20 protein-coding genes are annotated in these 24,329 nt (G+C 69.7%); 14 read left to right on the top strand and 6 right to left on the bottom strand.

All coding sequences use genetic code 11. From position 1 onward, the window contains the following. The first annotated feature begins 11 nt into the window (after positions 1-11). Positions 12-1,094, top strand: coding sequence for a WD40/YVTN/BNR-like repeat-containing protein (locus ACTJKJ_RS12735; RefSeq protein WP_343603532.1), 1,083 nt, complete (start codon positions 12-14; stop codon positions 1,092-1,094). A gap of 33 nt (positions 1,095-1,127) precedes the next feature. Here ACTJKJ_RS12735 and ACTJKJ_RS12740 read toward each other — a convergent pair whose 3' ends face one another. Further along, complete coding sequence (locus tag ACTJKJ_RS12740) at positions 1,128-1,856, bottom strand: pseudouridine synthase (protein ID WP_297388155.1); 729 nt, start codon at positions 1,854-1,856, stop codon at positions 1,128-1,130. A 291-nt stretch (positions 1,857-2,147) separates the two neighbouring features. Next, the gene (locus tag ACTJKJ_RS12745; RefSeq protein WP_297388158.1) at positions 2,148-2,606 is read right to left on the bottom strand and encodes a YchJ family protein; all 459 of its coding nucleotides are present in this window, start codon (positions 2,604-2,606) and stop codon (positions 2,148-2,150) included. Between the two features lie 80 nt (positions 2,607-2,686). Here ACTJKJ_RS12745 and ACTJKJ_RS12750 point away from each other — a divergent pair, with 80 nt between their 5' ends. From ACTJKJ_RS12750 to ACTJKJ_RS12760, 3 genes are all read left to right on the top strand, one after another. Further along, a complete protein-coding gene (locus tag ACTJKJ_RS12750; protein ID WP_440820664.1) occupies positions 2,687-5,119 on the top strand; it encodes a UvrD-helicase domain-containing protein in 2,433 nt (810 codons plus the stop codon). 151 nt (positions 5,120-5,270) lie between these two features. After that, positions 5,271-5,591, top strand: coding sequence for a helix-turn-helix domain-containing protein (locus tag ACTJKJ_RS12755; RefSeq protein ID WP_091725410.1), 321 nt, complete (start codon positions 5,271-5,273; stop codon positions 5,589-5,591). Positions 5,592-5,650: 59 nt separating this feature from the next. Next, complete coding sequence (locus ACTJKJ_RS12760) at positions 5,651-6,892, top strand: HipA domain-containing protein (protein ID WP_440820665.1); 1,242 nt, start codon at positions 5,651-5,653, stop codon at positions 6,890-6,892. 1 nt (position 6,893) lies between these two features. Here the strand turns inward: ACTJKJ_RS12760 and ACTJKJ_RS12765 are convergent, their stop codons facing one another. The 4 genes from ACTJKJ_RS12765 to ACTJKJ_RS12780 all read right to left on the bottom strand — a co-directional run bounded on the left by ACTJKJ_RS12765 (position 6,894) and on the right by ACTJKJ_RS12780 (position 11,456). Continuing rightward, a complete protein-coding gene (locus ACTJKJ_RS12765; RefSeq protein WP_440820666.1) occupies positions 6,894-9,113 on the bottom strand; it encodes a PhoX family protein in 2,220 nt (739 codons plus the stop codon). 126 nt (positions 9,114-9,239) lie between these two features. Beyond that, positions 9,240-10,076 (bottom strand): BPSS1780 family membrane protein, encoded by an 837-nt coding sequence (locus ACTJKJ_RS12770; protein ID WP_091725401.1) that lies wholly within the window; start codon positions 10,074-10,076, stop codon positions 9,240-9,242. Beyond that, positions 10,073-11,056, bottom strand: coding sequence for a homoserine kinase (locus ACTJKJ_RS12775; RefSeq protein WP_440820667.1), 984 nt, complete (start codon positions 11,054-11,056; stop codon positions 10,073-10,075). The genes ACTJKJ_RS12770 and ACTJKJ_RS12775 overlap by 4 nt, the downstream gene beginning before the upstream one ends. A gap of 55 nt (positions 11,057-11,111) precedes the next feature. Next, positions 11,112-11,456, bottom strand: coding sequence for a hypothetical protein (locus tag ACTJKJ_RS12780; RefSeq protein ID WP_091725396.1), 345 nt, complete (start codon positions 11,454-11,456; stop codon positions 11,112-11,114). 114 nt (positions 11,457-11,570) lie between these two features. Between ACTJKJ_RS12780 and polA the strand changes: the two genes are divergently transcribed. From polA to ACTJKJ_RS12830, 10 genes are all read left to right on the top strand, one after another. Continuing rightward, positions 11,571-14,348, top strand: a complete 2,778-nt coding sequence (polA, locus tag ACTJKJ_RS12785; RefSeq protein WP_440820668.1) for a DNA polymerase I — start codon at positions 11,571-11,573, stop codon at positions 14,346-14,348. A gap of 253 nt (positions 14,349-14,601) precedes the next feature. Continuing rightward, positions 14,602-15,870, top strand: a complete 1,269-nt coding sequence (locus ACTJKJ_RS12790; RefSeq protein ID WP_440820669.1) for a lipoprotein-releasing ABC transporter permease subunit — start codon at positions 14,602-14,604, stop codon at positions 15,868-15,870. Positions 15,871-15,880: 10 nt separating this feature from the next. Then, a complete protein-coding gene (locus tag ACTJKJ_RS12795) occupies positions 15,881-16,612 on the top strand; it encodes an ABC transporter ATP-binding protein (protein WP_440820670.1) in 732 nt (243 codons plus the stop codon). A gap of 106 nt (positions 16,613-16,718) precedes the next feature. After that, positions 16,719-17,609 (top strand): formyltetrahydrofolate deformylase, encoded by an 891-nt coding sequence (gene purU, locus ACTJKJ_RS12800; RefSeq protein ID WP_440820686.1) that lies wholly within the window; start codon positions 16,719-16,721, stop codon positions 17,607-17,609. A 44-nt stretch (positions 17,610-17,653) separates the two neighbouring features. After that, a complete protein-coding gene (locus ACTJKJ_RS12805) occupies positions 17,654-18,481 on the top strand; it encodes a TatD family hydrolase (RefSeq protein ID WP_440820671.1) in 828 nt (275 codons plus the stop codon). Next, complete coding sequence (locus ACTJKJ_RS12810; protein WP_440820672.1) at positions 18,474-19,001, top strand: DNA-deoxyinosine glycosylase; 528 nt, start codon at positions 18,474-18,476, stop codon at positions 18,999-19,001. The genes ACTJKJ_RS12805 and ACTJKJ_RS12810 overlap by 8 nt, the downstream gene beginning before the upstream one ends. Positions 19,002-19,029: 28 nt before the next feature. Continuing rightward, entirely contained in the window at positions 19,030-19,881 is an 852-nt protein-coding gene (locus ACTJKJ_RS12815) for a spermidine synthase (protein WP_440820673.1), read from the top strand. 2 nt (positions 19,882-19,883) lie between these two features. Further along, the gene (locus ACTJKJ_RS12820; RefSeq protein WP_440820674.1) at positions 19,884-21,785 is read left to right on the top strand and encodes a GspE/PulE family protein; all 1,902 of its coding nucleotides are present in this window, start codon (positions 19,884-19,886) and stop codon (positions 21,783-21,785) included. A 203-nt stretch (positions 21,786-21,988) separates the two neighbouring features. After that, positions 21,989-22,456, top strand: coding sequence for a tripartite tricarboxylate transporter TctB family protein (locus tag ACTJKJ_RS12825; protein ID WP_147241798.1), 468 nt, complete (start codon positions 21,989-21,991; stop codon positions 22,454-22,456). A 10-nt stretch (positions 22,457-22,466) separates the two neighbouring features. Continuing rightward, positions 22,467-23,975, top strand: coding sequence for a tripartite tricarboxylate transporter permease (locus ACTJKJ_RS12830; protein WP_147241799.1), 1,509 nt, complete (start codon positions 22,467-22,469; stop codon positions 23,973-23,975). Positions 23,976-24,329: the final 354 nt, after the last annotated feature.

A 24,329-nucleotide genomic window follows, 5' to 3' on the forward strand; every position in this document is an offset into this window, starting at 1 on the left:
AGGAGACACCGATGATCACCACCGCCTGGGCCGCCACGCGCAAGGGCCTGTTCGAACTTCGACACGACCCCGCCTTGGGCGGTTGGTCGATCGGGCGCCACAGCTTCATGGGGGATCCCGTCAGCATGGTGTTGCCCCCGCCGGTAGGAGGAGGGCGCATGTTCGCGGCGCTGAACCTCGGCCATTTCGGCTGCAAGCTGCAGGCGTCGGACGACGGCGGCGCCACCTGGCGGGAACTAGCCGCGCCGGCCTTTCCCGAGCAGCCGGAGGGCGCTGAGGGGCCGGCCTGGAAGCTGCAGCAGATCTGGGCGCTGGAGCGCGGCGGCGACGGCCGGCTCTGGGCCGGCACGATCCCGGGCGCGCTGTTCGTCAGCGACGACCAGGGCGAAACCTGGCGACTGATCGACGCGCTCTGGCACATGCCCGAGCGGCTGGGCTGGTTCGGCGGCGGCTACGACGCGCCGGGCATCCATTCGATCAACGTCGATCCGCGCGATCCCAGGCGGCTGCTGCTGGGCATCTCCTGCGGCGGCGCCTGGCGCAGCGAGGACGGCGGCGCGACCTGGCGCATCAGCGCCAAGGGCATGCGGGCCGACTTCATGCCGCCGGAGCAGCAGGGCGAGGAGAACACGCAGGATCCGCATCGCATCGTCGCCAGCGCGGCGGACCCGGACGTGCTCTGGTGCCAGCACCACAACGGGGTGTGGCGCTCGGTGGACGGGGGCGCGCATTGGGGGGAGATCAAGCCGCCGCTGTCCGGCTTCGGCTTCGCGGTCGCCGCCCATGCGGGCGATGCCGACACCGCGTGGTTCGTGCCCGGCGTGAAGGACGAGAAGCGGTTGCCGGTGGACGGCGCGCTGGTGGTCAATCGCACGCGCGATGGCGGAAAGACTTTCGAGACGCTGCGGCAAGGCTTGCCGCAATCGCATTGCTACGACCTGATCTACCGCCACGGGCTGGCCGCGCATGACGACGGCCAGCGGCTGCTGATGGGCAGCACGACCGGCAACCTCTGGGCGACCGAGGACGCCGGCGACCGCTGGCAGCTGGTGTCGGCGCACCTGCCGCCGATCTACGCGGTGCGCTTCGGCTGAGCGGGGAGTCGGCGCCCGACGCCTGGGCGCCCCTCAGAGGAACGGCGCCCACTCTGGGCCGGGCTCGGCTTCCAGTTGAAGCGTCTCGCCGCTGACCGGGTGCGTCAGCGTCAGGCGCTGCGCATGCAGCCACAGCCGCTGCAGGCCGAAGTGGGCCGCCAGCGCGCGATTCAGCGGCCCCTTGCCGTGGTTGGCATCGCCGACGATCGGATGCGCGAGGTGCTTCAGGTGGCGTCGGATCTGGTGGCGCCGGCCCTGGACCGGCTCGCAGGCCATCAGCGCCAGGCGCGTGGTGGAGAAGCGGGCGTCGGTGGCGACCGGCAACTCGAGGCGGCGCTCGCAGGACCAGGCCGTCTGCGCCTCCAGGTGCGGCTGGCCCGCGGACGGCAGTTCCGGATCGCGCGCGAGCGGGTGGTCGACGACGCCGGCGTCGCCGGTCGGCCAGCCGCGCACCAGCGCGAGGTAGCGCTTGCTCGTGAGGCGTTCCGCGAGCGCCTGGCCCAGCGCGCTGGCCACCGCGGCGCTGAGCGCGAAGACGAGCACGCCCGAGGTGCCTCGATCGAGCCGGTGCGCCGGCCACACCGGCCGGCCGAGCTGGTCGCGCAGGCGCTGCAGCGCGGCGTCCTCCTCGTGCGCGTCGATCGCGGTGCGATGCACCAGCAGCCCGGCGGGTTTGTCGATCACCGCGAGGTGGTCGTCCAGATGGAGGAGCCGCAGCGGCGCGGTGGGCGGCGAGGGGAGGGGGGAATCAGGGGATGTCATGGCTGAAGGGGACGGCACGCGCACGCATGGAGCCGTTTTTGCCCGCTGTTCCCCGTTTCGGGGGAGCGGCTGGCAACAGGCGGGTTGGCCAAAATCCTGTCACGCCGCCTGCCCATCATCGCAGCAGGCATTCCGCGTCGCCGGCCCCGGTGGCGCGCTTCCATCCGGTCAGCAGCAGCCAGCAGGAGTCCACCATGCCCCAGGAGTTTCACGTCGGTCACCGTTCCCTCCTGGACCGGTTGCTGCTGGCGCTGGGCGGCGTGGTGCGTCGCGCGCCGGCGGTCCGGGTCGTCAGTCGATCTGCCCGTCCAGGTAGAGCCAGGCGCCGTGCACCCGCACGAAACGGCTGATCTCGTGCATCCGGTGCGCGCGGCCGCCGACCTTGCTGCGCGCGACGAACTCCACCGTCTCGTGATCCGCGTCCTGGTGGCTGTGCCGCCGCACTTCCAGGCCCAGCCACTTCAGGTCGCGCTCGCCGCGTTCCAGGGTCTCGGGCCGCGTGTCCGGGTGCCAGGTCGCCAGCAGGTACTCGATCAGGTCGAGCGTGTAGGCGGTGTAACGCGAGCGCATCAGCGCTTGCGCGTTGGGCGCGGTGAGCGCGCCGGTCTCGGCGAAAGCGCGGTGCAGCGCACCGCAGCAGGCGTCGTAGCCGCGGCCGCTGCCGCAGGGGCACGGGGTCGCGGCGATCCCACCGGTGGCCGCGCTGTTGGCCACGCTGGTGGCCGCGGTCTTGGTCTTTTCGGGCTTCATGGGGGCGGCATCATGCCAGCCTCCGGGCTGCACCGGCCTGCTGTCACCGGCAGGTGCGGCCCGGAACTTAGAATGGCTGGATGAATTCCCAGGATTTCGGCGACGGCCGGCCGACCCCGCCGCAAGACGATCTGTTCACGCCGCGCGTGCCGCGCGGGCTGCTGGACAACCTCAACCCCGAACAGTACGCCGCGGTGACGCTGGGCCAGGAGCCCGCGCTGATCCTGGCGGGCGCCGGCTCGGGCAAGACCCGCGTGCTGACCACGCGCATCGCCTGGCTGATGAGCCAGGGCTACACCACGCCCGCTGGCGTGATGGCGGTGACCTTCACCAACAAGGCTGCCAAGGAGATGGTCACCCGCCTGTCCGCGATGCTGCCGGTGAACGTGCGCGGCATGTGGATCGGCACCTTCCACGGCCTGTGCAACCGCTTCCTGCGCGCGCACTGGAAGCTGGCCGGCCTGCCGCAGGGCTTCCAGATCCTGGACGCGGGCGACACCGTCTCCGCCATCAAGCGCGTGATCAAGGCGATGAACCTGGACGAGGAGCGCTTCGTTCCGAAGCAGGTGTCCTGGTTCATCGCCGGCGCCAAGGAGGACGGCCTGCGGCCCAAGGACATCGACCTGCGCGACGAGCAGACCCGCAAGCTGGTGGACATCTACCAGGCCTACCAGGACCAGTGCACGCGCGAAGGCGTGGTCGACTTCGCCGAGCTGATGCTGCGCTCCTACGAGGTGATGCGCGACAACGCGCAGGTGCGCGAGCACTATCAACGCCGCTTCCAGTACGTCCTGGTCGACGAGTTCCAGGACACCAACAAGCTGCAGTACGCCTGGCTGAAGATGTTCGCGCCGCCGGGGCGCGGGCAGGGCGTGTTCGCCGTCGGCGACGACGACCAGAGCATCTACGCCTTCCGCGGCGCGCGGGTCGGCAACATGGCCGACTTCGAGCGCGAGTACCGCGTGCGCCAGGTCGTCAAGCTGGAGCAGAACTACCGCAGCTTCGGCAACATCCTGGACGCCGCGAATGCGCTGATCAGCAACAACAGCCGGCGCCTGGGCAAGAACCTGCGCACCGAGGCCGGCCCCGGCGAGCCGGTGCGCGTCCACGAGGCCAGCAGCGACTTCGCCGAGGCCCAGTGGCTGCTCGAGGAAGCGCAGGCGCTGCATCGCCAGGGCCTGCCGCGCAGCGAGATCGCGGTGCTCTACCGCAGCAACGCGCAGTCGCGGGTGATCGAGTCGGCGCTGTTCAACGCCGGCATCCCGTACCGTGTCTATGGCGGTTTGCGCTTCTTCGAGCGCGCCGAGGTCAAGCACGCGCTGGCCTACCTGCGTTTGCTCGAGAACCCGAACGACGACACCAGCTTCCTGCGCGTCGTCAACTTCCCGGCGCGCGGCATCGGCGCGCGCACCATCGAGCAGCTGCAGGACGCCGCGCGGCCAAGCGGGCGCTCGCTGGTGCAGAGCGTGGGCGCCGTCGGCGGCCGGGGCGGCGCGAGCCTGGGCAACTTCGTCGCGCTGATCGACGCGCTGCGCGAGGCCACCACCGGGCTGACGCTGCGCGAGATCATCGAGCACGTCATCGAGCATTCCGGCCTGGCCGAGTTCTATCGCGCCGAGAAGGAAGGCGAGGAGCGGCTGGAGAACCTGGGCGAACTGGTCAACGCCGCCGAGGCCTTCGTGACGCAGGAGGGCTTCGGCAAGGACGCGGTGGCGCTGCCGGTGGACGAGCATTCCCCCGGCGCGATCGCCGACGGGCTGCCGGCCGCCGTGGCGCCGGCGGCGCCGGCCACGCCCGACGCGGAGACCGGCGAGATCATCTCGCCGCTGGCGGCCTTCCTGACTCATGCCTCGCTGGAGGCGGGCGACAACCAGGCCCAGGCCGGGCAGGACGCGATCCAGCTGATGACGGTCCACTCGGCCAAGGGCCTGGAGTTCGACGCGGTGTTCATCACCGGCCTGGAGGAGGGCCTGTTCCCGCATGAGAACTCGCTGTCCGACGCGGATGGCCTGGAGGAAGAGCGCCGGCTGATGTACGTGGCCATCACCCGCGCGCGGCAGCGGCTGTACATCAGCTTCTGCCAGACGCGCATGCTGCACGGCCAGACCCGCTACAACATCAAGAGCCGCTTCATGGAGGAGCTGCCCGAGGAAACGCTGAAGTGGCTGACGCCCCGCAACCAGGGCTTCGGTTCGGGCTTCGCGCGGGACTATCAGCAGGCCTGGCAGCGCGGCTCAGGACTGAAATCCATGGTGGGCGCGGGCCGCGTCGATCCGGGCGCTTTCCCCCAGGCGCCGGTGCCCAGCGCGATGAAGCAGTCCGCCGCCGAGAAGACCGGCGACGAGCACGGCGGCCTGCGCGTGGGCAAGGGCGTGTTCCACACCAAGTTCGGCGAGGGCGTGCTGCTGACGCTCGAGGGCAGCGGGCCCGACGCGCGGGCGCAGGTCAACTTCGGCCGCCATGGCACGAAGTGGCTGGCGCTCAGCGTGGCCAAGCTGACGCCGATCGATTGAACCGGGGGCGTCCGGCGGACGGCATGCCCTGCGGAATGCCGTGCCAGCCGGATGAGCGCAGAATGCGCGGGGCATCAAAGATTCCAGCAAACAGGAATCACGATTGCCGGGAGGGAGATCCGATGACTGTGTTCTTGATTCTGGAATCTCCATGCGTACTGTCGTACCGATCGATCCCCCGGACGATCCGATGATTGAAGACGCGGTCGCGCTCGGCAATGCCGTGCGCGCCGCTCGGACCACGGCGCGCCTGCCGCTGGTCGAGGCCGCCGAGGCGCTGGGCATGTCGCGCCAGACGCTGATCAACATCGAGACCGGCCAGGGCGGCGTGAGCCTATCCACCGTGCTCAAGGCCGCCAGAGCGCTGGGCGTGAGCCTCTTCGCCGTGCCCTCGCAGCAGCGGGAAGTCGTGCGGCGCGCGATCCGCACCGCGCGCGACTCGAAGTTCTCCGACCTCGACGAGGGAGCATGACCGCGACGGCTGCTGGCCCTCACCCCTTCCCTCTCCCGCAAGCGGGAGAGGGAGTCAGCATGCGGCGGGCTGGGCTGGAGGTCTGGCTCGACGAGCATGAGGTCGGGTGGCTGCGCCCGGTCGGAACGGACGAGCCGGGCTCGCCACAAGGCTTGTCCTTCGCCTACCTGGCGCGCTGGACCGCCGAGGTCCTGGCGTATCCGCTGGCGCCGTTGCTGCCCCTGCCGGCGCGCGGCGGGCCGGGCAGCGAGTCGCAGGACGACGCCGTGCTGCGCTGCTTCGACCGCCTGCTGCCGGACGGGGCGCTCCGGCGCGCCACCTTCACGGCGCTCGGCTTGGCGGCGGACGACCGGGTCGGCGCGCTGCGGCGGCTCGGACATGACCTGGCGGGCGCGGTCCGGCTGGTCGACACGCAGCGCGAGCGCAGCGCCGGCCCATCGCAGCGGCTCATCGCGCGCGAGGAGCTGTCCGAACGCCTGCGCCAGCGGGACGCGCCGCCGCTGGCCGCTTGGGACGGGCAGGTGCGCGGCGCGCTGCCGGGGCGTCGCGACAAGCTTGGCGTGTACGTCGAGCCGGATGGTGGCTGGTACCTCGTCGATGGGCCGCAGATGGCGTCGACGCATGTGCTCAAGCCGGCGTCGCCTGACGAGCCCGGGCGGCCGTTCAACGAATACTTCTGCATGCGCCTGGCCGCGCGCGCGGGCCTGGACGTCGCTGCCGTGCAGCTGCACCGGGTGCCGGAGCCGCTCCTGTTGGTCGAGCGCTTCGACCGCCAGCGGCTGGACGACGGCCGGGTGCGTCGGCTGCACGCGATCGACGCCCGGCAGGCGCTGGACCAGCCGGCGGTGTCCTTGCCGGCGCTGTTTTCGCTGCTGCGGCACAGCCCGACGCCGCTGGTCGACAGCCGCTCGCTGCTGCGCTGGGTCGTGTTCCGTCAACTCATCGGCAGCGGTCCGGCCTCGCTGGACAACGTGTGCTTCCTCATCGACCACGGCGGGCTGCGCCTGGCGCCGGCGCACGGGCTCACCGGCGCGGCGCCGGACGCCGAGGCTTTCGGCGCCGAGGAGTGGGCCGCGCTCGCCCGCGACGCCGACATCGCGCCCCGCGCGCTCGCGCTGGAGCTCAAGCGAATGAGCGAGGCCCTGCGCGTGCATGCGCAGGGCCTCGCTGAAGAGATGAGGCGGGAACTCGCCGGAGAGTTGGCCGGCGACCTGCCGCGAGCGGCGATCGACGGCGTCTTGGCCGTCGTGGAAGCGGAGGGCGACCGCCAGGCCGCCCTCGCGCCGGACATCGCGCGCTAGCTCAGATGCCGATCTCGCCGCCGTCCTTGCGGGTGATCACGACCGTCGCGGAGCGGGGGCGCTTCTTCACCGTGGCGTCGGCCTGGTTGGCCGGCCAGTAGCTGCCGAAGGTCTTGGCCGCCCAGTCCGGCGTCGTTTCCTCGCCCGGATGCTGGACGTTGAAGAACAGCGTCTTGTGGTCCGGCGTCATCGCGATGCCGGTGATCTCGCACTCCTTCGGGCCGACCAGGAAGCGGCGCAGCGTGTCGGCCGAGGCCTTGGCGCCGGCGCGGGTCTGCGTGCCGCCCGCGGCCGTGGCCACGCCGCCGTCGCCGACCTTGCCCGGCAGCGCCGCCAGCATCATGCAGTTGGTCACGTCGGTGTAGGCGCCGTCGTCGGTCTGGATCCACAGCATGCCGCGCTTGTCGAAGTACAGGCCGTCGGGGCTGGAGAAGTCGTTGACGTCGGTGAGCGAGGACAGGTTGACGTCCGCCGCCGCGTCGGCCTGCGCGCCGAACAGGTAGACGTCCCAGGTCATCTTGGTCACGTCGGCCGCGTCTTCCTTCCAGCGGATGATGTGGCCGTTCGGGTTGCCCTTCTGCGAGCTGGTGCCCTTCAGGTCCTCGTAGTAGCGCGGGTTGGCGGCGTCCGGCTTGAGCTGGTTGCCGGTCGGCGCCGCGGTGTTGGCGACGCGGTTGCTGTTGTTGGTCAGGGTCATGTAGACCTCGCCATTGGTCGGATGCACCGCGCCCCATTCCGGCCGGTCCATCTTCGTGGCGCCGACGACGTCGCCCGCCAGGCGCGCGTTGATCAGCACGTCGCCCTGGTCGGCGAAGGCGTAGGTCGCGTTGGTCCCGTCCAGGCCGTTCTTGCCGAAGCTCAGTTCCACCCAGGTGCCGGTGCCGTCGGCGTTGAACTTGGCGACGTACAGCGTGCCTTCGTCCAGGTACTTGGCGCCGGCGGCCATGCCCTTGCCGATGTCGGCCGCGTCCCAGTTGGCCTTGGAGACGAACTTGTAGATGTACTCGTTGCGCGAGTCGTCGCCCATGTAGATCACGATCGGCTTGCCGGCGACGGCTTCCGCCGGCCAGGCGCCTTCATGGTTGAAGCGGCCCAGCGCGGTGCGCTTGGCCGGCGTCGAGTCCGGCGCGAACGGGTCGATCTCCACCACCCAGCCGAAGGTGTTGATCGTGTTGCGGTAGTCGGCCGCGGCGGAGGCGCCGGTCACCGACGAGTTCCAGCGCGCAAACAGGTCGGCCGTGCCCGCGGTGTCCCACAGGTAGGGGCTCTTGCGGTTCTGCGGCAGGCCGTAGCGGTTGAGGCTGGACACCTCCTTGGCGCCGCCCGCCCGCAGCGCGTCATCGCCGGCGGCCCGGCTGATCACGTTGAGGTAGTTCTCCTCGCAGGTCAGGTAGGTCCCCCACGGCGTGTAGCCATTGGCGCAGTTGTTGTTGGTGCCGCGGGTCTGCACGCCGGTCGGGCTGAACAGCGTCTGCAGCAGCAGGTGGCCCTTGGCGGGACCGGTGATGTCCATCGTCGTGGCGGAGGTCACGCGGCGGTTGTAGCGCGAGCCGCGCACCATCGTCGTGTTGGCGCCGTCGCGCTTGACCTCGACGATGCTGACGCCGTGCGCGTAGATCTCCTTCTCGACCTCGGTGGCGTTGCGCGTGGCGCCCGCGGCGCGGCCGGCCGGATGCAGGCCGTAGGGCGCGACGACGTACTCGTGGTTCACCGCCAGCAGGCCGCGGTCCGAGCGCTTGGCGTCGAAGGCGCCGGCATCGCTCATGCCGAACCAGTACATGCCGTCGTGGCCGTCACCGATGCGGCGGTTGTAGGAGTCGGCGGCCTCGGAGCCGTCGTCCTTCCAGGACTCGTCGCCGAAGTGCATCGGATCGCCCAGCGCGTGCAGGATGCTGACGTTGTAGCCCTCGGGCACCGTCACCAGGTCGTTCTTGTTCTTGGCGACCGCGGTGAAGCCGATCTTCAGCGCGGCCGGAGCGGGTGCCGGGGCGGGCGCAGGAGCCGGGGTGCTGTCATCGTCGCTGCCGCAGGCGCTCAGGAGCGAGCCGCCGAGCAGCGCCGCCGCGGTGGTGCTGATGCCACCCTTCAGGGCGACGCGGCGCGACAGGCGCGCGGCGAGGATGTCCTCGAAATGGGGATTGGCGGACGGGTTGAGGACGGCATCCTCGTCGTACTCGTTGACGTCGGACTGGCTGGCCACGAGGTCGTGCTGCTTGCTCATTCTTGAAGGCTCCGCTGCAAATGAAAAGGCGGGCGGATTCTGCGAAGAGCAAGTGACGATGCTGTGAAATCGTCGTGAGGGCGCCGTCCAGGGCGACGCACGGGCGCAGGGCGCCCGGCGGGGGAATCAGCCGGGCGTGCCCGGGGTGCCGGGAGACTCCGGCAGGTCGCGGGGCGCGCCGAACATGAAGCAGTCGATGAACACGAAATACATCGAGCAGAACTGGGCGGTCGCCAGCGCCATCACCAGCGGCACCGCCAGCACCTGCGCCAGGCCCGGCTGTCCCAGCAGCACGGCGAACAGGGTCAGCACGATCAGGCCGGCGAAGCTCAGGCCGATCCAGGCCACGCCGAACAGCGCATACGCGCCCTTGTTGCGCCACAGGCCCAGCACCGACGAGAACAGCGACTGCATCACGCCCTGGCCGCCCCAGTGGATCAGCGCCGGGGCCAGGGTGAAGGGCACCAGCACCGCCATCAGCAGGACCATGCGCAGCAGCCCGCCGAAGAAGAGCATCGGATTGGCGGCCATGGCGGCCTCGATCGCGGCGTCGCTCTGGCCGCTCTGGCGCATCTCGAGCAGCGTCAGCAGCGCGCCGCCGTCCACCAGCAGCGACAGCGCGCCGGCGGCCATCAGGGACAGCGCGCAGGCCAGGCCCAGCAGCAGCTGCGCGCGGCGCCGCTCGGGCGTGAGCCGCAGCGGCTGCAGGAACACCGAGGCGGTGGGCGTCTGCGCCTGCAGCACCTGGTGGGCGGCCAGCATGAAGCCCAGCGACATCAGCGGCAGCGAGCCCGCCGACAGCACCTGCCCGATCAGCGGCACGAAGTTGATGGCGATGTTGAACAGCGCGAACAGGCCGAACAGGCCGATCAGCGCGATCGGCTTGCGCTGCAGCACCTTCAGTCCATGGCGCACCCACAGCAGGCCGTTGCGCGGCGGGACCGATTGGAGGTGCAGGATCATGGGAGGGACTCCAGCGCATGCCACGGTTTGGCGATGCGCTCGCGCAGGACGCGCTCGAAATGGGTGGGATCGTGGGGCTTGAGCAGGCTGGCCTCGCGGGGCAAATGGAAGTCCCACAGGCGGGAGATCCAGAAGCGCAGCGCGGCGGCGCGCAGCAGGCCCGGCAGCAGGCGGTGCTCGGCGCCGCTCAGCGGGCGCACCGACTCGTAGGCCTTGACGAAGGCGGTGGCGCGCTGCTCGTCCAGGCGGCCGCTGTCCAAGTCGATGCACCAGTCGTTCAGACAGACGCACAGGTCGAACAGGAAGCTGTCGACGCCGGCGAAGTAGAAGTCGAAGAAGCCGCTGAGCATCTCCCGGCCGGGCAGGCCGTCGAACATGACGTTGTCGCGGAACAGGTCGGCATGGATGGGGCCGCGCGGCAGCGCCGCGGCGCTGGGCGCGAGCTGTTCCTGGAAGGCGAGCTCGGCCTGGAGCAGCGCGGCCTGGTCCGGCGCCAGGTGCGGCAGCACCAGCGGCACGGTCTCGCGCCACCAGGGCAGGCCGCGCAGGTTGTCCTGGTGCAGCGGGAAATCCTGGCCGGCCAGGTGCATCCGGGCCAGGCCGGCGCCGACCTGCTCGCAGTGGAACTGGTCCGGCGCGAGCTGGTGGCCGCCGCGCAGCTTGTCCACGACCGCGGCCGGCTTGCCGGCGATCGTGTGCAGGATGCGGTCCTGCGCGTCGGGCTGCGGCGCGGGCACCGGCACCCCCTTGCGTGCCAGGTGCCGCATCAGCTCCAGGTAGAAGGGCAGCTGCTCGAAGCTCAGGCGCTCGAAGATCGTCAGCACGTACTCGTGCGACTCGCCACCGCGGACCGTGGTGACGAAGTAGTTGGTGTTCTCGATGCCGGCGGTGATGCCCTTGAGCGCCTGCAGCTCGCCCAGGGCCAGGGTGTCCAGCAGCGCTTGCGCCTGCTCGGTCGAGACGTCGGTGAATACGGCCATGAAGGGGGAAAGGGAACGGACCGGAGGCCGACCCGCGCGGGTCGCGCCGGGGTGGTCAGAAATTGAAGAGGCGCCAGACCCGCGAGCCCGCGTTGCCGCGGTCGGCGCCCTGGCGGGTGGGGATGTCGCGACCGCCGTCGCCGAGCAGGATCTCGTACTCGGGCGCCTTGCTGTCCTTGTTCTTGACCACGACCTTTTGGGTCAGGCCCCGCACCCGGGTCTCCTCGATGCGGACCTTGTCGTCCTCGTTGACGAGCTGCTCGACCTTCACCTCGGGCACGTCGCGGAACTTCACCGTTTCGGCGGGCGCCGGGGCCGGGGGCGGCGCGTCGGCCGCGTGGACCTGGAGCGCGGTGGCGGCCAGGAGGGCGAACAGGGCGGCGAGGCGGGTGGTTTTCATGGTGGCGCCGATTCTATGCCCGCCTCCTCGAAAACCCTGTTCCCCTGGGCGAGGGGCCGCGTCAGGCGCAGGCTGCTGACACGGCGGATGGCGCGCGCCTGCAACAATGGCGGGATGAGCAAACCTCTGATGCTGCTGGTCGACGGTTCCAGCTACCTCTATCGCGCCTATCACGCCATGCCCGACCTGCGCGGGCCCGAGGGCCAGCCCACCGGCGCCATCCACGGCATGGTGGCGATGCTGAAGAAGCTGCGCGACGACTACGGCGCCGAGCACGCCGCCTGCGTCTTCGACGCCTCCGGCCCGACCTTCCGCGACGAGTGGTACCCCGAGTACAAGGCCCAGCGCGCCCCGATGCCCGACGACCTGCGGGCGCAGATCGACCCGATCCATGAAGTGGTGAAGCTGCTGGGCTGGCCGGTGTTGACCGTGCCCGGCATCGAGGCGGACGACTGCATCGGCACGCTGTCGCGGGTGGCGGCGCAGGCGGGGCACCAGGTGGTGATCTCCACCGGCGACAAGGACCTGGCGCAGCTGGTGACGCCGGATGTCTCGCTGATCAACACGATGAGCAACGAGAAGCTGGACGAGGCCGGCGTGGTGGCCAAGTTCGGCGTCCCGCCGGACCGGATCATCGACTACCTGACGTTGATGGGCGACACGGTCGACAACGTGCCCGGCGTCGAGAAGGTTGGCCCCAAGACCGCGGCCAAGTGGATCGGCGAGCATGGCTCGCTGGACGGCGTCATCGCCAACGCCGACAAGATCAAGGGCGTGGCCGGCGACAACCTGCGCAAGGCGCTGGACTGGCTGCCGATGGGCCGCAAGCTGGTGACCGTCAAGGTCGATTGCGACTTGTGCCTGCACGTGACCGGCTGGCCGGCGCTGGAGGCGCTCGCCTTCAACCCGGTCGACGAGGCGGGCCTGCTGGAGTTCTACGCGCGCAACGGCTTCAAAACCTGGAAGCGCGACCTGGAAGCCCGTCTCGGCGGTGAGGCGCCCAAGCGCGTCGCGCCCGAGGCGGACCTCGGCGGCGCGACTGCGCCCGACGCGTTCGCGCAGCATGCCCATCCGGCGATCCCGGTGGACAAGCGCTACGAGACCATCGTCGACCTGTCGCGCCTGGACGCCTGGATCGAGCAGCTGAACGCGGCCGAGCTGGCCGCCTTCGACACCGAGACCGATTCGCTCGACCCGATGCAGGCGCGCATCGTCGGCATCAGCTTCAGCGTCAAGCCGGGCGAGGCGGCCTACATCCCGCTGCGCCACGAAGGCCCCGACGCGCCCGAGCAGCTGCCGATGGACGAGGTGCTCGCCCGCCTGAAGCCGTGGTTCGAGGATCCGCTGAAGAAGAAGGTCGCCCAGAACGTCAAGTACGACACCCACGTGCTGGCCAACCACGGCATCGCGGTGCAGGGCACGGCCTACGACACGATGCTCGAGAGCTATGTGCTGGAGGCGCATCGCAGCCACGGCCTGGAGGCGCTGGCCGACCGCGTGCTGGGCCGCAAGGGGCTGAGCTACGAGGACCTGTGCGGCAAGGGCGCGCACCAGATCCCGTTCGCGCAGGTCGAGGTGGCGAAGGCGTCGGAGTACTCCTGCGAGGACTCCGAGATGTGCCTGCACGTGCACCAGACGCTGCTGCCGCGGCTGGAGGCGGATGCGGGACTGAAGTTCATCTACGAGCAGGTCGAGATGCCGGTGTCGGCGCTGCTGGCGCGCATCGAGCGCACCGGCGTGCTGATCGACGCGGCCAAGCTGCAGGCGCAGAGCGCCGACCTGGGCCAGCGCATGGTGGCCGCCGAGCAGGCGGCCTACGAGATCGCCGGCCAGCCTTTCAACATCGGCTCGCCCAAGCAGATCGGCGAGATCCTGTTCAACCGCCTGGGCCTGCCGGTGGTCAAGCGCACCGCCACCGGCGCGCCGTCCACCGACGAGGAGGTGCTGGAGAAGCTATCGGCGGACTTCCCGCTGCCGGCCAAGATCCTCGAGTACCGCGCGCTGTCCAAGCTCAAGAGCACCTACACCGACAAGCTGCCGCTGATGGTCAACGCGAAGACGGGGCGGGTGCACACGACCTACTCGCAGGCGGTGGCGGTGACGGGCCGGTTGTCCAGCAACGAGCCCAACCTGCAGAACATCCCCATCCGCACGGCGGACGGCCGCCGCGTGCGCGAGGCCTTCATCGCGCCGCCGGGCCACCACATCGTGTCGGCGGACTACTCGCAGATCGAGCTGCGGATCATGGCGCACATGAGCGAGGACCCGGGCCTGCTCAAGGCCTTCCAGGAGGGCCAGGACGTGCACCGGGCGACGGCCGCGGAGGTCTTCGGCGGCGGGCTGGACGGGGTCACGCCGGAGCAGCGCCGTTATGCCAAGACGATCAACTTCGGCCTGATCTACGGCATGGGCGCGTTCGGTCTGGCGCAGTCGCTGGGCATCGAGCAGAAGGCGGCGAAGGATTACATCGACCGCTACTTCACCCGTTTCGCCGGCGTGCGCCAGTACATGGACGACACCAAGCAATTCGCCAAGGCGAAGGGCTATGTGGAGACGGTCTTCGGTCGCCGGCTGTGGCTGCCGGAGATCAATTCGGGCAACGGACCGCGGCGCAGCGGCGCCGAGCGCCAGGCCATCAACGCGCCGATGCAGGGCACGGCGGCTGACTTGATCAAGCTGGCGATGATCGCAGTGCAGCAGGCGCTGGACGAGCAGGGGAAGAAGACGCGCATCGTGATGCAGGTGCATGACGAGCTGGTCTTCGAGGTGCCGAACGAGGAGCTGGACTGGGTGAAGTCCGAGGTGCCGACGCTGATGGCTGGCGTTGCCGCGCTGAAGGTGCCGCTGCTGGCCGAAGTGGGTGTCGGCGCCAACTGGGACGAGGCGCACTGACGAAGAGCGCAGACGACGCAGGGGGTGCGACTCGGTGCATCGCGGGTTGCGGAACAGGCCCGAGGCCGTTGGTGCTGCGAGCTTCCAGAACTGACTGGGGCGCCGTCTGTCCGAGCAAAGCGAACCGCAGGTGAGCGGAGCGAGTTGGCGCCCTGCGAGCGGCGCCGACGGCCTCGGGCCTGTTCCGCAACCCGTCGCTCATCAGCCTCCCCTAAGCGCTCAGCCGAAAGGGAGCGGTTAGCATCCACCCCCTATGAATTGGCCCTATGAGTTGCAGATCGGCTGGCGCTACACGCGAGCTGGGCGAGGGGGGCGCCGCAACCGCTTCATCTCCTTCATTTCTGGCGTGTCGATGTTTGGCATCGCGCTGGGTGTTGCTGCGTTGATCATCGTGCTCTCCGTGATGAACGGCTTCCAGAAGGAGGTGCGTTCGCGGATGTTGTCGGTGATCGCGCACGTGGAGTTGCTGAACGACAGCGGCGAGGGCTTGCCGGACTGGCGCGCGGTCGCCGATGCGGCGAAGAAGAATCCCGAGGTGGTTGCCGCCGCGCCGTTCGTCGCGGGCCAGGCGTTGATTGCGCGCGGTTCCGACATGCGCGGGACGATCGTGCGTGGCATCGACCCGGCCTTCGAGCCGGGGGTGACGCCGATCGCGGCGGAGCTGGCGAAGCAGGGATTGCTGGCGCGCCTGGTGCCTGGCCAGTGGAACGTGATCCTGGGCGTGGAACTCGCGCGTCAATTGGGCGTGCAGCGGGGCGACAAGATCACGCTGGCGATTCCTTCGGGCCAGGTGACGCCGCTGGGCGTGCAGCCGACGCTGCGCCAGTTCACGCTGGTGGGTGTCTTCGAGGCCGGGCACTACGAATACGACAGCGGCCTGGCGCTGATCCATGTGGCCGACGCCGCCAAGGTCTTCCGCACCGGCACGCCCAGCGGCGTGCAGCTGAAGCTGCGCGACGTCCAGCAGGCGCGCGAGGTCGGCGCCCAGCTGCAGCGGGAGATGCTGCGCGAGGGCCGCGCCATCTACGTGCGCGACTGGACCCGCACCAACGCGAACTGGTACGACGCGGTCCAGGTCGAGAAGCGGATGATGGGCATCATCCTGACCCTGATCGTGGCGGTCGCGGCCTTCAACCTGGTGTCCACGCTGGTGATGACGGTGACCGACAAGCAGGCCGACATCGCGATCCTGCGCACGCTGGGCGCGAGCCCGCGCTCGATCATGGGCGTGTTCATGATCCAGGGCGCGCTGGCCGGCGTGATCGGCACGCTGGGCGGCCTGGGCCTGGGCCTGGTGGTCGCGCACAACCTGGACGTGATCGTCCCCTTCATCGAGCGGCTGCTGCACACCACCTTCCTGCCGGCCAGCATCTACGTGATCAGCCACATGCCGAGCGATCCGCAGTGGTCGGACATCGTGCCGATCACCGTGACCTCGCTGATCCTGGCGTTCGTCGCGACGCTGTACCCGAGCTGGCGCGCCAGCCGCGTCCAACCGGCGGAGGCGCTGCGTTATGAATGAGGGGAAGGACATGAAGCCGGCAACGGCCGCCGCCGCGCGGATCCCCGCCGGTCAGGTGGTGCTGCAGGGTCTGGGCCTGGGCAAGCGCTTCGTCGAGGGACCGCTCGACGTGCAGGTCTTCCACGGCCTGGACCTCACGGTGAAGGCTGGCGAGACGCTGGCGGTGCTGGGCGCGTCGGGGTCCGGCAAGAGCACGCTGCTGCACCTGCTCGGCGGGCTGGACAAGCCGTCCGCCGGCCGGGTCGAGCTGATGGGGCGGGACCTGGGCTCGCTCGGCGAGCAGGCGCGCGGCGAGTGGCGCAACCAGCACCTGGGATTCATCTACCAGTTCCACCACCTGCTGCCGGAATTCAGCGCGCTCGACAACGTCGCGATGCCGCTGCGCATCCGCCGGGTGCCGCAGGAACAGGCGCGGGAGCAGGCGGCCCGGGTGCTGTCGCGCGTCGGCCTGGGCGCGCGGGTGCAGCACCGGCCCGGCGAACTGTCCGGCGGTGAGCGCCAGCGCGTGGCCATCGCCCGCGCGCTGGTCACCGGCCCGGCCTGCGTGCTGGCCGACGAGCCCACCGGCAACCTGGACCGCAGCACCGCCGCGACGGTCTTCGACCTGATGCTGGAGATGGCCCGCGAGCTCGGCACCGCCTTCGTGATGGTCACGCACGACCAGGACCTGGCGATGCGCTGCGAGCACCAGCGCCGCCTGGTGGGCGGCGCGCTGCAGCCGCTGCAGCCGACGACAACCTGAGCCGGGTGACGCAGCGCGGCCTCGAGGCTGGGTTGCCCGATCGCGAGGCATGCAGCCCGCGCCCGCCCCGGGCCGCGGCGGCCGCTGGATTACGATGCGCGGCATCATGACCGCCTCGACGCATTCCCCTGACGCTCCGTCCACCCGCTTCATCCTGAAGCTCAGTTGCCCCGACCAGGCCGGCATCGTCCACGCCGTTACCGGCGTCCTGCTGGAGCAGGGCGCCAACATCCTGACCTCGGCCCAGCACGGCGACGCCGACCACCGCCGCTTCTTCATGCGGATCGAGTTCGAGTGCGCCACGCCCCGTCCCGCCGCCGCCCTGCGCGAGGCCTTCGCCCCGTTGGCCGGCCGGCTGGCGATGGACTGGGAACTGGTCGACGCGCAGCGCAAGACGCGCGTGCTGCTGCTGGTGTCCAAGCTCGGACACTGCCTGAACGACCTGCTGTTCCGCGTGCAGACCGGCCACCTGGCGATCGAGATCCCGGCCATCGTCTCCAACCACCGCGATTTCTATCAGCTGGCCGCCTCGCACGACATCCCCTTCCACCACCTGCCGCTGCTGCAAGCGACCGACGAACAGAAGCAGGCCCAGGAGCGCAAGATCCGCGAGCTGATCGAGGAACAGCAGATCGACCTGGTCGTGCTGGCGCGCTACATGCAGATCCTGTCGCCGGAGATGTGTCGCTTCCTGGAAGGCCGGGCGATCAACATCCACCACAGCTTCCTGCCCAGCTTCAAGGGCGCGCGCCCCTACCACCAGGCCCATGAGCGCGGCGTCAAGCTGATCGGCGCCACCGCGCACTACGTGACCTCCGACCTGGACGAGGGCCCGATCATCGAGCAGGACGTGGCCCGCATCGACCACTCGATGACGCCGGACCAACTGGTGGCCATCGGCCGCGACACCGAGTGCGTGACGTTGGCCCGCGCGATCCAGTGGCATGCCGAACACCGCGTGCTGCTCAACGGCCACCGCACGGTGGTCTTCCGCTGAGCGGTCCCCGGACCGCGCCACCGTCGGTGGAGCCTCGCGGACCCATGTGGACCGACACCCACTGCCACCTCGACGCGTCGGAGTTCGACGCGGATCGTGACGCCGTCGTGGCGCGCGCCCGCGCGGCCGGGGTGTCGCAGATCGTCATCCCGGCGGTGGTCGCCGGCAACTTCGAGCGGGTGAGGGCGCTGGCGCACGCGCAGGGGTTCAGCTACGCGCTCGGGATCCATCCGCTCTACGTGATGCAGGCGCGCGAGGACGACCTCGGGCGGCTCGATCGGATGCTCGCCGAGTGCCGCGACGATCCGCGCCTGGTCGGCATCGGTGAGATCGGGCTGGACTTCTTCGTCAAGCATCTGGACGAGGCCAGGCAGCGGTTCTTCTACCTGGAGCAGTTGAAGCTCGCGAAGCGCCACGGGCTGCCGGTCATCCTGCATGTGCGCCGCAGCGCGGACCAGCTGCTTGCCGGCCTGCGCCGCATCGGCCTGGAGACCGGCGGCATCGGCCATGCCTTCAACGGCAGCCGGCAGCAGGCGGACGCCTTCCTCGCGCTGGGCTTCAAGCTGGGCTTCGGCGGCACGGTGACCTTCGACCGCTCGCTGCAGATCCGCCGCCTGGCGGCCGAGCTGCCGGAAGAAGCGCTCGTCGTCGAGACCGACGCGCCCGACATCCCGCCGCACTGGCTGTATCGCACCGCCGAGGAGCGCGCCGCCGGCGCGAGCTCGCGCAACGAGCCGGGCGAGCTGCCGCGCATCGGCGCGTGCCTGGCCGGGTTGCGCGGCTGGACGCCCGGGCAGGCCGCCGCGATCACCACGCGCAATGCGTGCGCCGCGCTGCCGCGGCTGGCCGCGCTCCTTCCCCCCAATGGCTGACGCCGGCGCCGCCTTCGACGCGACGCGCTGGCAGGGCCTGGCGCCGGTGCATGCGCCCGACGCCGAATGGCTGCTGCTGGGGAGCTTTCCCGGCGTGGCCTCGCTGCGCGCGCAGCAGTACTACGGCCATCCGCGCAACCAGTTCTGGCGCCTGGTCGGCGAGGTCTTCGGCGTCGACCTCGTCGCCATGGGCTATGCGGAACGCCTGGCCGCGCTGCGCGCGCATCGCATCGCCGTCTGGGACGTCATCACCGAGACCGAGCGCGCCGGCAGCCTCGACAGCGCGATCCGCAATCCCTTCGCCAGCGACATGGGGCGACTGATCGCGCAGCTGCCCGCGCTGCGCACGATCGGCTTCAATGGCGGCACCGCGTTGCGTTTCGGGCTCCGGCAACTCGGTCCGCTTGCAGCCCGTTACCGCGTCCTGGGGCTGCCCAGCTCCAGCCCCGCCTACACGATGCCCTACGATGACAAGCTTCGCGCCTGGCGGGAACTCGCCGGGCCTTCGAACGACACCTGAGCACAGCGCGGGCCCCCGAGGACCCGGCATGGGAACGACAGCCGTGAGCAAGCACCGGGACCCGAAGAACAACAAGGGCGGCAGAAAGACCGAGTGGGTCGAGGCGACGCTGAGCGAATTCGACGGCGTGCGCTTCCTGCATCTGGACTCGATCTGGGTCCAGGGCGCGATGCGGGTCAAGAAGCCGGAGAAGCTGGAGCTGGAATACGTCCAGCGCATGATGGCCTGGATGCTCTGGCGCGACACCCGCGAGATGACCCTGGGCCAGGCGGTGCAGCTGGGCCTGGGCGCCGGCGCGCTGACGCGCTTCTGCCGCAAGCAGCTGAAGATGAAGACCACCGCGGTCGAGATCAACCCGACCGTCATCAGCGCCAACCGGCACTGGTTCCACCTGCCCGACGACGACGAGCGGCTGCGGGTGCTCAACGAGGACGCCGGCCAGTGGGTGGCCGACGCGGCGAACTGGGGCATGGCGCAGGTGCTGAACGTCGACCTCTACGACCACGAGGCGGCGGCGCCGGTGCTGGACGATGAAGCCTTCTACGCGGACTGCCGTCGCGTGCTGGCCGACGGCGGGCTCATGACGGTGAACCTGTTCGGCCGCAGCGCCAGCTTCGCGCGCAGCGCGGCGCGGATCGCCAAGGTGTTCGGCACCGACCAGGTCTGGCACCTGACGCCGACCCGTGAGGGCAACACCATCGTCGTGGCCGCGCGCGGCGTCGAGGTGCCGACCCGCGAGGTGCTCGAGCAGCGCGCCGAGCACATCGAGGCCAGGCACGAGCTGCCCGCGCGCAAATGGCTGAAGCTGGTCCGGCCGCTGCCGATGAACGTGATCCAGCAACTCCACGCGGCTTCCGCCGCCGCGGACTCCGGCGAGTGACCATGAAGCACACCCCGTCGACCAGCGCCAAGGACAAGGGCGCGCCGTCCGCCAGCCCGGCGCCGTCCACCGCGCCAACGACCGCGCCCGCAGCCGCGCCGCGCCCGCCGGCGAACGCCCCCGGGTCCGCCAAGCCCAAGGCCGCCGAGGGCGGCGGCCAGCGCCTCGAGTGGCGCCAGCTGCTGCACTGGCTCGCGGAGGATGGCGTCATCGACGCCGAGCAGGTCCAGCGCACCGAGGCCCGCTTCGGCGCGAGCCACAGCGCGCAGCATCCGCTGATCCGGCTGGGCAACGCCGGCCTGACCCGCGCGGCCAACGGCCGGCCGCTGGACATCGAGGCGCTCACCGAATGGCTGGCCGGCCGCCTGAAGCTGCCGTATGTCCGCATCGACCCGCTCAAGGTCGACGTGGGCCGCGTCGCCGACGTCATGTCCGCCAGCTACGCCGAGGCCCGGCGCTGCCTGCCCATCCTGGTCGGCCTGACCGACGTGACCATCGCCACCGCGGAGCCGCTGGAGGCCGGCTGGGTGCCGCAGATCGAGTCCCACACCCGCAAGCGGGTGAAGCTGGTGCTGGCCAATCCGCAGGAGATCGCGCGCTTCACGACCGAGTTCTTCACGCTGGCCCGGTCGGTGCGCGCGGCGACGAAGAGCGGGGAGGTCAACCAGCCGGCCAGCTTCGAGCAGTTGGTCGAACTGGGTCGCAGCAATCGCCAGCTCGACGCCAACGACCAGGGCGTGGTGCAGGTGGTGGACTGGCTCTGGCAGTACGCTTTCGACCAGCGCGCCAGCGACATCCACCTGGAACCGCGCCGCGAGATGGGCGTGATCCGCTTCCGCATCGACGGCGTGCTGCACACCGTCTACCAGCTGCCGCCCTCGGTGATGAGCGCGATGACCGCGCGCATCAAGCTGCTCGGCCGCATGGACGTGGTGGAGAAGCGCCGCCCGCTCGACGGTCGCATCAAGACGCGCAATCCCGCCGGCGAGGAAGTGGAAATGCGGCTGTCGACCCTGCCCACCGCCTTCGGCGAAAAGATGGTGATGCGGATCTTCGACCCCGACACGGCGGTCAAGGATTTGGCCCAGCTCGGGTTCTCCGGCCACGACGCCGAGCGCTGGACCCGCCTGACGGCGCGTCCGCACGGGATCATCCTGGTCACCGGCCCGACCGGCAGCGGCAAGACCTCGACGCTGTATTCGACGCTCAAGCGCCTGGCCACCGAGGAGGTCAACGTCTGCACCGTCGAGGATCCGATCGAGATGATCGAGCCGGCGTTCAACCAGTCGCAGGTGCAGCCCGCCATCGATTTCAATTTCGCCGAGGGCCTGCGCGCGCTGATGCGCCAGGACCCGGACATCATCATGGTCGGCGAGATCCGTGACCTGGAGACGGCCGAGATGGCGATCCAGGCCTCGCTGACCGGCCACCTGGTGTTCTCGACGCTGCACACCAACGACTCCGCGTCGGCCATCACCCGGATGGTGGACCTGGGTGTGCCCAACTACCTGATCGACGCGACGGTGATCGGCGTGCTGGCCCAGCGCCTGGTGCGGACCTTGTGCCCCAGCTGCAAGGCGCCGGACCCCGAGGTCACGCGGGAGTCGCTCAACGAGATGCTCAAGCCGTGGCGCTTGAACGGCGGCGTCAAGCCGTACCGGCCGGTCGGCTGCCTGGATTGCCGCAACACCGGCTACCGCGGCCGCGCCGGCCTGTATGAGCTGCTGCTGATGTCCGACAGCGTGCGCAAGCACCTGCACCCCAATACCGACATGTCGGCGCTGCGCCGCCAGGCGCTCCAGGAAGGCCTGCGCCCGCTGCGCCTGGCCGGCGCCATGAAGGTCGCGGAAGGCCTCACCACGATGGAAGAGGTCCTGCGCAGTACGCCCACCTGGGAAAACTGAGCGGTGGCGTCGCGCCGACGCCCCTCGCTCATGGGGCGGGTAAGTCCCCGCAGACAGCGCGCGGGCCCCATGCCTACGGGGGTGTGAAGCTCCCCGCATGGGCGGGGCGAGGGGCGGTGTGGTCCATTACGTGATAACCACAGAGCCTGGAGGGGGCCCGATTCCTAGAATCGCCGCCATTCATGCCGCTAGAGGTTCCCTCGATGAAGATCAAGAGTCAACGCGACTTCTGGTCAGGGCTGATGTTCGTGGTCGTTGGCGTCGCGTTCGCGTGGGGCTCGGCAGTGAACTACAGCTTTGGCTCCTCGGCCCGCCCCGGGCCCGCCTACTTCCCGTTCGGATTGGGCATCCTGCTCGCGCTGCTTGGCGCGGTCGTGCTGTTCAAGGCGCTGACGATCGAGTCGGAGGGCGGCCAGCCGGTCGGCGCCTTCGCCTGGAAGCCGCTGCTGATCGTGGTGGGCTCGATCGTGCTGTTCGGCTTCGCGCTGCCGCGGCTGGGCATGGTCGTCACGCTGCCGCTGCTCATCACCTGCGTCTCCTTCGCCAGCGATGAATTCCACTGGCGCGACGCGCTGCTCAGCAGCGTGGTCCTGACCATCGGCAGCTGGGGCATCTTTGTTTGGGGTCTGAACCTGGTGATCCCTGTCTGGCCCACCTTCCTGGGCGGCTGAGGAGACCCACATGGATCTGATCAACAACCTGATGCTGGGGTTCGGCACCGCGTTCACGCTGCAGAACCTGCTTTATGCCTTCGGCGGCGCGGTGCTGGGCACGCTGATCGGCGTGCTGCCCGGCCTGGGCCCGGTCGCGACGATCGCGATGCTGCTGCCCTCGATCTATTCGCTGGACGCGACGCCGGCGCTGATCATGCTCGCCGGCATCTACTACGGCGCGCAGTACGGCGGCTCCACCACCGCGATCCTGATCAACGTGCCCGGCGAATCCTCGTCCGTGGTGACCGCGATCGACGGCTACCAGATGGCCCGCCAGGGCCGGGCGGGCGCCGCGCTGGCGGCTGCCGGCCTGGGGTCGTTCTTCGCCGGCTGCGTGGGCACGGTCGTCATCGCGGCCTTCGCGCCGCCGCTGACCGAGCTGGCCTTCAAGTTCGGTCCCGCCGAGTACTTCTCGCTGATGGTGCTGGGCCTGATCGGCGCGGTCGTGCTGGCGTCGGGGTCGCTGGTCAAGGCGATCGCGATGATCCTGCTGGGCCTGCTGCTCGGACAGATCAACACCGACGTCATCTCCGGCACGCCGCGCTTCTCGTTCGACATCCCCGAGCTGACCGACGGCATCAACTTCGTCGTGATCGCGATGGGCATCTTCGGCTTCGGCGAGATCATCGCGAACCTGGGCCAGCCGGCCGAGCATCGCGAGGTGTTCACCAAGAGCGTGAAGGGCCTGTGGCCGACCAAGCAGGACTTCCACGACGCCTGGCCGGCGGTGCTGCGCGGCACCACGCTGGGCTCGGTGCTGGGCGTGCTGCCCGGTGGCGGCGCGCTGCTGTCCTCGTTCGCGGCCTACACGCTGGAGAAGAAGCTTTCCAAGCACCCGGAGAAGTTCGGCAAGGGCGCCATCCAGGGCGTGGCGGGTCCGGAGTCGGCGAACAACGCCGGCGCGCAGACCTCCTTCATCCCCATGCTGACGCTGGGCATCCCGCCCAACGCGGTGATGGCGCTGATGGTGGGCGCGATGACCATCAAGGGCATCCAGCCCGGCCCGCAGGTCATGACCAGCAACCCGGAGCTGTTCTGGGGCCTGATCGCCTCGATGTGGGTCGGCAACCTGATGCTGGTGATCCTGAACCTGCCGCTGATCGGCATCTGGATCAAGCTGCTGACGGTGCCCTACCGCTTCCTGTTCCCGGCGATCGTCGTTTTCTGCTGCATCGGCACCTACACGCTGAACAACAACAACTTCGACGTGTTCATGACGGCGGCCTTCGCGGTGGTGGGCTACATCTTCTACAAGCTGAGCTGCGAACCCGCGCCGCTGCTGCTGGGCTTCATCCTCGGTCCGATGATGGAAGAGAACCTGCGCCGCGCGCTGCTGCTGTCGCGGGGCGACTGGAGCACCTTCCTGTCCCGGCCGCTGTCCGCCGGCCTGCTGATCGCTGCGGCGCTGATGGTGGTCGTCGTGATGCTGCCTTCCATCAAGAACAAGCGCGAGGAAGCGTTCCAGGACGCGGACTGAGTTCCGCTCCCGACGACATCGCCTCCCTGGAAAGACCCGCTTCGGCGGGTCTTTTTCATTGAGCGGTGAGGGGGCGGTACGGTGCGACAAGGACTTGGCGGCGATTCGTGCGAGACGCGGCCAGTCGTCAACAACTTTCCTTTGTAGTCCTTGTGACGTTCTTTGGCTGTGCTACAGTCGCGGTCTTCGCTGCACAGACATCTGCCTTGCAGCGAATCCCCGGAGGAACTGCTGGGGATGTCGGATGAATGGCCGGGCTTGTCCCGGTTTTCATTTGGCGGCGAGATTCTCGCAGTCGACGCTGAAAATAATTTCGCAGACTGCTTGACGGATTCAAAAAGAATCGTTCATAAT

Source organism: Roseateles sp. 22389 (assembly GCF_052044995.1).
Taxonomy (GTDB): domain Bacteria; phylum Pseudomonadota; class Gammaproteobacteria; order Burkholderiales; family Burkholderiaceae_C; genus Roseateles.